The sequence below is a fragment of the Streptomyces hydrogenans genome (assembly GCF_014656075.1).
Lineage (GTDB): Bacteria > Actinomycetota > Actinomycetes > Streptomycetales > Streptomycetaceae > Streptomyces > Streptomyces hydrogenans.
This window is the reverse complement of sequence record NZ_BNBS01000006.1, coordinates 82,867-95,364: the sequence shown is the minus strand read 5'-3', so window position 1 is coordinate 95,364 and position 12,498 is coordinate 82,867. Positions and strand designations below refer to the sequence as shown.

The following is a 12,498-nucleotide window of genomic DNA, read 5'->3' as shown; positions in this document are numbered from 1 at the left end:
ATGTTCGCGTGTTCATTCGAATTTTGAGGGTGGGGGTTCACGTGCCACTTCGGCATGCGCGAAAACTTTCCAGACATACGTCCCGAACATGGCGTTCGGGGCTTTCCGTGCTCGCTCTGGCGCTGATGGCCTCGGGGGCGTCGCTGTCCCCGGTCGCGGCGCAGGCGGCGTCGGGCGGACGGGGGCTGCCCGAGCTGCAGAAGGTGACGGACGTCCCGGCCGCCTCCACCACGCCGAAGGGTCCGGCGGCCCCGCCGGATGTGACGGCGAAGTCGGAGCTGAAGGCGGCACCGGGGGTGCGGTGGCCTGCGGCGGCGTCGGCGGAGGCGACGGTGCCGAAGGCCACCGCCGGCCGGTCCGCGGCTTCCGCCGTTGCGGCGGGTCCGTCCGCGCGGGCGGGTTCGCTTCCGGTGCGCCTGGCGCTGGGGAACAAGGCGGTGGCCAAGGGCGCGGCCGCTCCCGCTGCGGATGCCCCGGCGGTGACGGCGAAGGTGTCCGTCCACGGCCAGGACAAGGCCCGCAAGGCGGGCGTGAAGGGCGTGCTGCTGTCGGTGCAGCGCACCGACGCTGGCAAGGGCACGAACCCGTTGTCGGTTCAGCTGGACTACAGCGCGTTCGCGCACGCCTATGGCGGTGACTGGGGCTCGCGTCTGCGGTTCTCCCAGCGTCCGGCGTGTGTGCTGACGACGCCGGAGAAGCCCGAGTGCCAGGGCTCGGTGCCGCTGGCCAGCGTCAACGACACCGAGAGCGGGACACTGACCGGCACGTTCGCCGCCCGCGCGGCGGACACCGGTGGTGCGGCGGGCGTGAGCTCCGCCGACACGGCCGCTGCTTCGGGTGCGGTGGTTCTGGCCGCGACGGCCTCGGCGTCGGGTGCGAAGGGCACGTACTCGGCGACGTCGCTGAGCCCGACCGGTTCGTGGTCGGCGGGCGGGTCGACGGGTGACTTCTCCTGGACGTATCCGATGGAGATCCCCGCGTCGCTGGGTGGTCCGGGTCCGTCGCTGTCGATCGGCTACAACTCGGGCAGCATCGACGGCCGCACGGTCGCCACCTCGCAGCAGCCGTCGTGGGTGGGTGACGGCTGGGACACCGGTTCCAGCTTCATCGAGCGCACCTACGTGGCCTGCGCGGAGGACCGCAAGGCGGGCAGCGGGTTCAACAACCCCACCACCCACCCCACCGGTGACCTCTGTCATGGCCCTCCCATGGTCACGATGTCGCTGAACGGCTCGTCCACTTCCCTGGTCCTGAACGACGCGGACAAGAAGTGGTACCCGGCCAGCCAGGACGGCTCGAAGGTCGAACTCCTCACCGGCGCCGAGAACGGCGACAAGGAGAAGGAGTACTGGGTCGTCACCAACGCCGAGGGCGTGAAGTTCCACTTCGGCCTCAACCGCCTCCCCGGCTGGGCGAGTGGCAAGCCGGAGACGAACTCCGCGCTGAACGTCCCGGTCTACGGCAACCACGACGGCGAGCCCTGCTACAACGCCTCCTACGCGGCCTCCGTCTGTGACCAGACCTACCGCTGGAACCTCGACTACGTCGTCGACCCGCGCGGCAACGCCCTGACGTACTGGTACGCCAAGGAGCGCAACTTCTACGGCTCCAACGTCACCACCACCGGCACCTCCACCGCCCGCGCCTACGACCGTTCCGGCTACCTCAAGCGCGCCGCGTACGGCCTGCGCTCGGACGACCTGTTCGCCCCGGCCCCGGCCGAGGTCACCTACAAGGCCGAAGAACGCTGCATCGTCACCACGTCGTTCGACTGCGCGGAATCCAAGCTGACCTCGACAGCGGCGTACGACGTGGCGAAGAACTGGCCGGACGTCCCCGCCGACCAGCTGTGCGCGTCGGGCCAGACCTGCACCGACCGCTACACCCCCACCTTCTTCACCCGCAAGCTCCTGAAGAGCATCACGACCCGGGTGCTGAAGAACGGTGTGTCGACGGCGGTCGACACCTGGACGATGGCCCACTCCTTCCAGTCCACCGGCGACGGCGCCGTCAACGGCGAGTACCCGCTGTGGCTGAAGAGCATCCAGCGCACCGACGAGAACGGCGGCACCCTCGGTCTGCCCGCCGTCACCTTCGTCGGCGTGCAGAAGCCCAACCGGGTCGACAACGACACCGACGGCAACCCCCCGTACCTGCGCTGGCGCGTCACCCAGATCAACACCGAGACCGGCGCCCGCACCGTGGTCGTCTACGCCCCCACCGAGTGCTCCAGCACCCCGGGAGCGGTCAAACTGCCCGCCTCGCCGGACAGCAACACGCTGCGCTGCTTCCCCGTCGTGGTCGAGACCAACGACCCGACCGACCCGACGGGCATGAAGAAGAAGTACTCCACCGACTGGTTCCACAAGCACCGCGTGGACCAGGTCCGCGAGGAGGACAAGAACGGCACCTCACCCACCCGTGAGGTCAACTACACCTACCTCGGCACCCCCGCCTGGGCCTACGACGACGCCAGCGAGCTGACCAACAAGCCCGCCCGCACCTGGTCGGTCTACCGAGGCTACGGCGAAGTCCGCACCGTCCACGGCGTCGCCCCCGACGTCCTGACCCGCACCGAGACCCTCTTCTACCGGGGCATGGACGGTGATCTGAAGGCCGACGGCACCCGCCGCGACGTCTCCATCACCGCCTCCGACGGTAGTTCGGTGGCCGACCACCGCATGCTCGCCGGCCAGGTCAGGGAGACCCGCCACTACAACGGCGTCGGCGGCGAGCTGAACTCCGCCACCATCAACACGCCGTACCTGGGCGGGCCGGTCGCCAAGCGCGACCGCACGGCCACCGGCGCGTCCGACCTGGAGTCCTGGGTCCAGGGCGTGAAGTCGACCTCGTCGCGCACGATCCTGTCGGACGGCCGGGGCGAGCGGAAGACGGCCGTCGAGCACGACTACGACAGCGACGGACGCATCAACTGGACCTGGTACAAGGGCGACACGTCCGATCCGGATGACGACACCTGCGCCCGCTACGAGTACCTGAACGACACCGAGAAGTGGTTCAAGACCCAGCAGACCCGGATGCTCACCGTCACGGCGGCGTGTGACACCCCGACCACGTACGGCCCCGGCAACGTCGTCTCCGACATCAAGGTCGAGTACGACGCCGTCGGCAACGTCGTCAAGACGCTGTCGCTGTCGGGCTTCACGAACAACGTCCCGCAGTACACCACCGAGGGTACGGCGACGTTCGACGCCTACGGCCGCCTCACCTCGGCGACCGATGTCTACGGCAAGACCACGTCAACCGCCTACACCCCCGCCTCCGGCGCCGTGGTGACCAAGACCGTCACCACCAACACGCTCGGGCACACGGCGACCACGGAGCTCGACCCGGGCCGTGGCCTGCCGATCGCGCAGACAGACGCGAACGGCCGCAAGACGGTCATGGAGTACGACGCGCTGGGCCGGATGAAGAAGGTTTGGTCCCCGGACCGCGACTCGCTCACGACGACTCCGGACGCCGAGTTCGAGTACACCGTGGGCCGTGACGCGCCGGTCGTGATCACGAACAAGCGTCTGCTGGAGGACGGCACCTACCGCGTCTCCTACGACTTCTACGACGGCTCCCTGCGCCTGCGCCAGACCCAGAACCCCGCCATGAACGGCGGCCGGGTTGTCACCGACACCTTCTACGACAGCCTCGGCCGGGTCTGGAAGGAGAACGGCGGCTACTACAACAGCGCCAGCGGCCCGGTCGCCACCCTGTTCCCGCCCACCGACAACTCCGTCCCGTCCTCCACCGTGATGACGTACGACGGACTGGGCCGGCCCTCCGCCACCATCGCCCGCAGCAAGGGCGTGGAGACCTGGCGGTCCACCACCACCTACGGCGGCGACTGGACGGCCGTCGACCCGCCGGCCGGCGACACGCCGACCATGGCGCTCCTGGACGCCCAGGGCCGCAAGACGGAGCTGCGCCAGTTCAAGGGTGCGGGTCCGTCGGGTGACTACGACAAGATCACGTACGGCTACGACCGCAAGGGCCGGCTGGAGAAGGTCACCGACCAGATCGGCAACGTCTGGTCCCAGACCTACGACATCCGCGGCCGCGTCAAGACGATGACGGACCCCGACAAGGGCACGTCATCGATCGAGTACGACCAGGGCGACCGGGCCGTCTCGATGACCGACGGCCGCAGCCCGGCCCGCACGATCGCGATGGCCTATGACGCGCTCGGCCGTGTCACCGCCACCCACGAGGGCTCGCTCTCGGGCACGAAGCTGACCTCGCAGACCTACGACACCGTCCCCGGTGCCCTCGGTCTCGCGGCCTCGTCCACGCGCTATGTGAACGGCAACGCCTACACCCAGGCGGTCACCGCCTACGACACCGAGTACCGGCCGAAGTCCACCTCGGTCACCATTCCGGCCAGCGAGGGCAAGCTCGCCGGCACCTACACCTACACCAACACCTACACGGCGCGTACCGGTCTGCCGCAGACCATGACCCACCCCGCGGTCGGCGGCCTGCCTTCCGAGCGGGTGTCGATCGGCTACAACGCCCTGGACACCGTCAACTCCATGGCGGTCGCGGGCCTGACCTTCGTCGCGGCCACCGAGTACACCTCGCTCGGCGACGTGGTGCGCACCAAGGTCGACTCGGCGGGCAAGGCGCTGATCACCAGCAACCTGTTCGACGAGCAGACCCGCCGGCCCACCCGCACGACGAACCACCAGGAAGTCGGCACGGTCGACACGATCACGCTCAACGACGTGGTCACCGACTACGACGCCGTCGGCAACGTCACCCGCATCACCGACAAGACCGGCGACAACCCCACCGCCGCCACCACCGACGTCCAGTGCTTCGCCTACGACCACCTGCGCCGGATGACCGACGCGTGGACCGCGTCCGACGCGTGTGCGCAGAAGCCCGGTGCTTCGGCTGAGGGTTCGGCGCCGAAGGTGGGCGGTCCGGACGCGTACTGGCACTCGTACACGTTCGACGCGGCGGGCAACCGTCTGAGCGAGACCAAGCACGACCCGCTCGGTGACACCGCCAAGGACGTCAAGCGGACCTACACCTACGCCGCCGGTCTGCCCACCAAGAGCCGCCTGTCCAAGGTCACCACCACCGGCCCCCAGGGCCAGCGCGAGGACCTCTTCGGCTACGACGACGCGGGCAACACCACCACTCGCACCGTCCAGGGCAACACGCAGTCGCTCCAGTGGGATCTGGAAGGCCATCTGGAGAAGGTGACCGCCGGCACGAACGAGTCGTCCTACGTCTACGACGCGGGCGGCAAGCGCCTCATCGAACGCGAGGCGACCGGCACCACCCTCTACCTGCCAGGAACCGAGCTGAAGCTCGACGCGGCGGGCAACGTCGCCAAGACCACCCGCTACTACGCGCACCCGGCCGGACCGGCCATGGTGAAGGTCGCCGAGAACGGCACGGTCAAGAAGTCGTACCTGCTCTCCGACCGCAACGGCACCGCGACCACCGCGGTCGACGCCGCCACCAAGACGGTCACCCGCCGCAAGCAGACCCCGTTCGGCGAGGACCGCGGCACGGCACCTTCGATGTGGCCGGACGACAAGGGCTATCTCGGCGGCGCCAAGGACGCCACCGGCCTGACCCACCTCAACGCCCGCGAGTACGACCCCGCGCTGGGCCGGTTCATCTCCGTCGACCCGCTGATGGACATCGCCGAGTCCCAGACGATGAACCCGTACGCGTACGGGTTCAACAGCCCGATCACCTTCTCCGACCCCTCCGGTCTCGCGTCCTGTGACGGAGCCGGCGACTGCCGTGCCCCCATGCAGACCGAAGGAAAGGACTCCTTCGACGAGGTCGTCGAGGACTACGTCGAGAACCAGCTCGACATCAAGGCACCGGCCAAGCCGACGACCACCGCCAGTGAGGACGACGTCAAGAAGGCGACGTTCATCAAGAAGAAGTCCAAGACGGACATCATTCTTGAGATCGCCATCGAGGTCGCCAAGGGCATCAGCGGATTCGACGACATCCAGGCCTGCCTCGGCGGCGACGTCCTCGCCTGCGGTGCCCTCGCACTGGACGCGGCCATGCCGCTCGCCGGAAAGGCCAAGCGCACCCTCAAGGCGCTCGAAGCCGCGTGGAAGATGTACCACCGCTGGGAGGACGAGGTCCGCTGGGCCCTCGGCGTCATGCGGCGCGCGGACGACGACGCCGCAGCCATGGCGAGGTACGCCCAGGACTACGCCGCCTGGGAGAAGAAGGCCGACGCGGCGAAATCGATGAGAAAGGCGGACGCGGCAGCCGACGCGGCGAAGAAGACCGACGGAGGCGATGGAGCCACCTGCCCGATCAGAAACAGCTTCACCCCCGAGACGCATGTCCTCCTCGCGGACGGCAGCAGCAAGCCGATCAAGGACCTGAAGCCCGGCGACCAGGTCATGGCGACCGACGAGAAGACCGGTGAGACCACCGGCAAGAACGTCGCCGCCACCATCGTCGGCGACGGCGAGAAGCACCTCGTCCGCATCACCGTCGACACCGACGGCGACAAGGGCACCGCGACGGCCCCCATCACGGCCACCGACGGTCACCCCTTCTGGGTCCCGGCCCTGAGCAAGTGGATCGACGCCAAGGACCTCAAGCCCGGCCAGTGGCTCCGCACCAGCGCCGGCACCCACGTCCAGGTCACCGCGGTCCAGGCCTGGACCCAGACCGCCAGCGTCCGCAACCTCACCGTCGCCGACTTCCACACCTACTACGTCCTCGCGGACACCACCCCCGTCCTCGTCCACAACTGCGGAAGCCGCGTCTACTCCGAGATCGAGGGCGGGCGACGAGGCACCGCTTACGCGGAAGTCTCTCCGCAGACATTGCGCGACGCCAAGGCGAAGGTCATCGGAACTGAGCCCAGCGGGAAGCCTCACGGATTCCGCGGCGGTGCCGCCGGCGACTCGCGAGGGCATCTCATCGGGCGGCAGTTCGGTGGCGACGGCGACAATCCGCGCAACATCATCACCCAGGGCAGGGACCAGAACAACGGCCCGATCTCCGCAGCCGAGAAGATCATCGCAGACCATGTGACCGACACCGGCAATACGATCATCATGAGCGTCACTCCGATATACGGAAGCGCAAAGTATCGTGCTACACATGTGGTGATCGAGGCAGTCGATGACTTCGGCTGGTCGTACTACGCGAAGATCGCCAACTTCTAGGAACCCATGGACACGCTGGACTCACTGGTCCATCTGTGCCCGCCTCCAGTAGGGAAGCATGCCCGCCCCGGATCTGTTTCCGGGGCGGGCGCAGGCGGCACGAAGCTGACACTCCCGCTCAGCCACGCAAGACTGCTGGAGACCTATGGACCCGGATCCTTCAACGACTTTCTCTGGATCTACGAACAGGGCTGCCCGAATCCGTGGCTGGACATCACGCAGCGCAGCCGGGAAACCACACAGCTCCTCTCCCGGAAACAGATCCCTGAAATCAGATCGCTCCTGTCCCACTTCGGATCGAACCCATCGCTCTTGATCCAATGGGGGGCCACCGATAATGCGGATGAAATATTCTGGATTCCCGAAGGGGATCCGGAAGAATGGCCCACCTTGATCGTGGAGGCGGGCCAGCTAAGTTTCCAGATCGTCCGCCAGAACTCCCTTGAGCTGCTTCTCGGGCTCCTGGAGGGAACATTGGACTGCCCGTTCTTTCCTGAAGAATTCCTGACGCACCCACCCGCCTTTGAAAGGTGGACGGGCGATCAATGCGATGACGATTAGATCGCGGCGTCCCGTAGGGCATTGATGTACGACGGGGGAAGGCGTCAATTCGCTGGTGAAGGCCGGCGGGTTAACGTTTTCCCTCCGCGTTCAGGGAAGGGTCCGCCCGCACAAGCCACCCGCCACGTGACCCACCCCACCCCCCACACCCCCCGCCGACCCGGGACAATAGGCCCGTGATCACTTCGCCGCCACGAAGCGCCAACGGCAACGGAGCCGGGAACGGGTCCGGGGGTTCCCGGAAGGTTTCCGAGCCGACGCCGTACCTCGACCTCACCCGCGCCGAGTGGAGCGCCCTGCGCGACAAGACGCCCCTCCCCCTCACCGCCGACGAGGTCGAACGGCTCCAGGGCCTGGGGGACGTCATCGACCTCGACGAGGTGCGGGACGTGTACCTGCCGCTGTCCCGGCTGCTCAACCTGTACGTGCAGGCCACCAGCGGGCTGCGGGGGGCGCTGAACACGTTCCTCGGGGAGAAGGCCGAGCAGCGCGGGACGCCGTTCGTCATAGGGGTCGCCGGGTCCGTCGCGGTCGGGAAGTCGACCGTGGCCCGTCTGCTGGAGGCGCTGCTGGCGCGGTGGCCCGAGCACCCGCGGGTGGAGCGGATCACCACCGACGGGTTCCTCTATCCGATGGAGGAGCTGAAGGCGCGCGGGCTGATGTCCCGGAAGGGGTTCCCCGAGTCGTACGACCGGCGCGCGCTGACCCGGTTCGTCGCCGACGTGAAGGCGGGGAAGGACGAGGTCACCGCACCGGTCTACTCGCACCTCATCTACGACCGGGTGCCGGGCGAGCAGCTCGTGGTGCGCCGGCCCGACATCCTGATCGTCGAGGGGCTGAACGTCCTCCAGCCGGCGCTGCCGGGCAAGGACGGGCGGACCCGGGTCGGGCTCGCCGACTACTTCGACTTCTCCGTGTACGTGGACGCGCGGCCGGAGGACATCGAGGGCTGGTACCTCAACCGCTTCCGGAAGCTGCGGGAGACCGCCTTCCAGGACCCGTCCTCGTACTTCCGGCGCTGGACGCAGGTCTCCGAGGAGGAGGCCCTGGACTACGCCCGCACGATGTGGCGGACCGTCAACAAGGTGAACCTGCTGGAGAACGTGGCGCCGACCCGGGGCCGGGCGACGCTCGTGGTCCGCAAGGGGCCGGATCACAAGGTGCAGAGGCTGAGTCTCCGTAAGCTCTGAACCATGCTGCACCTACGGATGATCGTCCCCGCGGACCGGACCGAGGCCGTGACCGAGCTGATCGGCTCGACCGTCGGCACCACCCACCTCGTGGTGCTGCCCGGAGCGGCCCGGGTGCCGGCCGGGGACCTCGTCCTGTGCGACGTCGCCCGGGAGGCGGGCGACGAACTCCTGCACGCGCTGCGGGAGCTGAAGCTCGATCAGGACGGTTCGATCGCCGTCGAGAACATCGACCTGTCGATGTCGGAGCGGGCCGACGCCGCCGAGGAGGACGCTCCCGGCGAGGGCGCGGACGCGGTCATCTGGGAGCAGCTGGCGACCGCGACGCACGAGGAGTCGACGCTCTCCTTCACCTATCTCGCCTTCATGCTGCTGGCGACGATGATCGCGGCCTGCGGTGTCGTCCTCGACAACGCGATCCTGATCGTGGGCGCGATGGCGGTGGGCCCGGAGTTCGGTCCGCTGGCCGGGGTGTGCACGGCGATCGTGAAGCGGGCGCCGCGGCTCGCGGTCCGGTCGCTGATCGCGCTGCTCGTCGGCTTCCTGGCGGCGATCCTGGTCACGACCCTGTTCAGTCTGCTGATGGACCGGCTCGGGCTGTTCAGCGTGGAGCTGCTCGACGGGGATCGGCCGCAGACCAGCTTCATCTGGCAGCCGGACCCGTTCTCCTTCGTGGTGGCGCTGCTCGCGGGCGCGGCCGGCACGCTGTCGCTGACCTCGTCGAAGGCGGGTGCCCTGGTGGGCGTGGCGATCTCGGTGACGACCGTCCCGGCGGCGGCGAACGCGGCGGTGGCGCTCAGCTACGGCGAGGTCGGCCAGACCTGGGGCTCGATCCAGCAGCTGCTGCTGAACCTGCTGGGGATCATGCTGGCGGGGACCCTGACACTGCTGCTGCAGAAGTGGCTGTGGAACACCCAGCGCGGCAAGCTGAAGCGCCGCCTGCGCAGGGGCTGACCCCCGGGTACGGGAAAGGGCCCCGCCGCACCGGAGTGCGCGGGGCCCTTCTCCGTACCGTCCGGAGGGACTAGCCGAGGGCGGACTTCACGACGTCGGCGAGGCGCTGCGCGACGGCGCGGGCCTGCTCGATGTCGGCGGCCTCGACCATGACGCGGACCAGCGGCTCGGTGCCGGAGGAGCGGAGCAGCACGCGGCCGGTGGTGCCCAGCTCGCGCTCGGCGTCGGCGACGGCGGCGGCGAGCTCGGCGGAGGTGGTGACGCGGGACTTGTCGACGTCCTTGACGTTGATCAGGATCTGCGGCAGCCGCTCCATGACGGCGGCCAGCTCGCCGAGGGACTTGCCGGTGGCGGCGACGCGGGCGGCCAGCATGAGGCCGGTCAGGGTGCCGTCGCCGGTGGTGGCGTGGTCGAGCACGATGACGTGGCCGGACTGCTCGCCGCCGAGGGCGTAGCCGTGCTCCTTCATGGACTCCAGGACGTAGCGGTCGCCGACCGCGGTCTGGACGAGGGTGAGGCCCTCGCGCTCCATGGCGAGCTTGAAGCCCAGGTTGGACATGACGGTGGCGACGACGGTGTCGCCGCGCAGGGTGCCGGCCTCGCGCATGGCGAGGGACAGGACGGCGAGGATCTGGTCGCCGTCCACCTCCGCGCCGGTGTGGTCGACGGCGAGGCAGCGGTCGGCGTCGCCGTCGTGGGCGATGCCGAGGTCGGCGCCGTGCTCGACGACGGCGGCCTTCAGCAGCTCCAGGTGGGTGGAGCCGCAGCCGTCGTTGATGTTGAGGCCGTCGGGGGCGGCACCGATGGTGACGACCTGGGCGCCGGCCCGGGTGAACGCCTCCGGGGAGACGCGGGCGGCGGCGCCGTGGGCCTCGTCGAGGACGATCTTGAGGCCGTCGAGGCGGTTGGGGAGCACGGCGAGGAGGTGGGAGACGTAGGTCTCGAAGCCCTCGTCGTAGTCGCGGACGCGGCCGACGCCGGCGCCGGTCGGGCGGTCCCAGGGAGCGCCGGTGCGGTGCTCCTCGTAGACGCCCTCGATCTTGTCCTCCAGGTCGTCGGCCAGCTTGTGGCCGCCGCGGGCGAAGAACTTGATGCCGTTGTCGGGCATGGCGTTGTGGCTGGCGGAGAGCATCACGCCGAGGTCGGCGCCGAGGACGCCGGTGAGGTGGGCGACGGCCGGGGTGGGCAGGACGCCGACGCGCAGGACGTCGACGCCGGCGCTGGCGAGACCGGCGACGACGGCCGCCTCCAGGAACTCTCCGGACGCGCGCGGGTCACGGCCGACCACGGCGGTCGGCCGATGGCCTTCGAAGGTCCCCGCTTCGGCGAGCACGTGCGCCGCCGCGACCGACAGGCCGAGCGCGAGCTCCGCCGTCAGGTCGGCGTTGGCTACGCCGCGTACGCCGTCGGTGCCGAAGAGTCGTCCCACAGCTGTCCTCCGAAAATGCGTGCCCAAAGACTGAAAGGTGAAGAAGGTTAAGAAAAAACGTACGCCCCGACGGCACGCGCAGTGCGCCGGGGCGTACGTACAAGCAGTGCGGCAGGCGATTAACGCTTGCTGTACTGCGGAGCCTTACGGGCCTTCTTGAGACCGGCCTTCTTCCGCTCGACCGCGCGGTCGTCACGGGAGAGGAAGCCGGCCTTCTTCAGCGCCGGGCGGTTGTTCTCGACGTCGGCCTCGTTGAGGGCGCGGGCCACGCCGAGGCGCAGGGCGCCGGCCTGACCGGAGACACCGCCACCCGCGATGCGGGCGATGACGTCGTAGCGGTTGTCGAGCTCGAGCACCTTGAAGGGCTCGTTGACTTCCTGCTGGTGGACCTTGTTCGGGAAGTAGTCCTCGAGCGTACGCCCGTTGATCTTCCACTTGCCGGTGCCCGGGACGATCCGGACGCGGGCGATGGCGTTCTTGCGACGGCCCAGGCCGGCGGCCGGCTGCGGGTCGCCGAAGCGGGACGCGAGGGACTCGGAGGTGTAGTCACCCTCGACGATCTCGGTCTCGGTGGTGTACTCCTCGACGCCCTCGAACTCGTCGACGGGGGTCTCGGGGGTGGTCTCGGCCACGATGCTCCTCAGATTTCTTTCGTTCTTAGGGGGTGTGGCCGGAATTACTGCGCGACCTGGGTGATCTCGAACGGGACCGGCTGCTGGGCAGCGTGCGGGTGGTTCTCGCCCGCGTAGACCTTCAGCTTCGAGAGCATCTGACGGCCCAGGGTGTTCTTGGGGATCATGCCCTTGATGGCCTTCTCGACGGCCTTCTCGGGGTTCTTGGCCAGCAGCTCGTCGTAACGGACGGAGCGCAGACCACCCGGGAAGCCGGAGTGGCGGTAGGCCAGCTTCTGGGACTTCTTGTTGCCGGACAGGTGGACCTTGTCAGCGTTGATGATGATGACGAAGTCGCCCATGTCCATGTGCGGGGCGTAGATCGGCTTGTGCTTGCCTCGCAGGAGGTTCGCAGCCGTCGTGGCCAGACGACCCAGGACGATGTCCTGCGCGTCGATGATGTGCCACTGGCGAGTGACATCGCCGGGCTTGGGGCTGTACGTACGCACTTCGTAGCCTTCGCTTCTTCAGTGGATGGAGTCCAGACACACCTGAAGCGATCATGCAGCTGGGGCCTG

7 protein-coding genes are annotated in these 12,498 nt (G+C 68.6%); 4 read left to right on the top strand and 3 right to left on the bottom strand.

Annotation, left to right across the window (positions count from 1 at the left end):
* Positions 1-107 precede the first annotated feature (107 nt).
* From IE321_RS42745 to IE321_RS04825, 4 genes are all read left to right on the top strand, one after another.
* A complete protein-coding gene (locus IE321_RS42745; protein ID WP_190221896.1) occupies positions 108-7,175 on the top strand; it encodes a polymorphic toxin-type HINT domain-containing protein in 7,068 nt (2,355 codons plus the stop codon).
* A 6-nt stretch (positions 7,176-7,181) separates the two neighbouring features.
* Positions 7,182-7,736: a hypothetical protein gene (locus IE321_RS04835; protein ID WP_190221895.1), complete on the top strand. Its 555-nt coding sequence runs from the start codon at positions 7,182-7,184 to the stop codon at positions 7,734-7,736.
* 176 nt (positions 7,737-7,912) lie between these two features.
* Entirely contained in the window at positions 7,913-8,926 is a 1,014-nt protein-coding gene (gene coaA, locus IE321_RS04830) for a type I pantothenate kinase (protein WP_043230296.1), read from the top strand.
* Positions 8,927-8,929: 3 nt separating this feature from the next.
* Positions 8,930-9,880, top strand: coding sequence for a DUF389 domain-containing protein (locus tag IE321_RS04825; protein ID WP_190221894.1), 951 nt, complete (start codon positions 8,930-8,932; stop codon positions 9,878-9,880).
* A gap of 70 nt (positions 9,881-9,950) precedes the next feature.
* Here the strand turns inward: IE321_RS04825 and glmM are convergent, their stop codons facing one another.
* The 3 genes from glmM to rplM all read right to left on the bottom strand — a co-directional run bounded on the left by glmM (position 9,951) and on the right by rplM (position 12,429).
* Complete coding sequence (gene glmM / locus IE321_RS04820; RefSeq protein WP_043230294.1) at positions 9,951-11,309, bottom strand: phosphoglucosamine mutase; 1,359 nt, start codon at positions 11,307-11,309, stop codon at positions 9,951-9,953.
* A 119-nt stretch (positions 11,310-11,428) separates the two neighbouring features.
* The gene (gene rpsI, locus IE321_RS04815) at positions 11,429-11,941 is read right to left on the bottom strand and encodes a 30S ribosomal protein S9 (protein WP_030750225.1); all 513 of its coding nucleotides are present in this window, start codon (positions 11,939-11,941) and stop codon (positions 11,429-11,431) included.
* Positions 11,942-11,985: 44 nt separating this feature from the next.
* Positions 11,986-12,429: a 50S ribosomal protein L13 gene (gene rplM, locus IE321_RS04810; RefSeq protein ID WP_043230293.1), complete on the bottom strand. Its 444-nt coding sequence runs from the start codon at positions 12,427-12,429 to the stop codon at positions 11,986-11,988.
* Positions 12,430-12,498 lie beyond the last annotated feature (69 nt).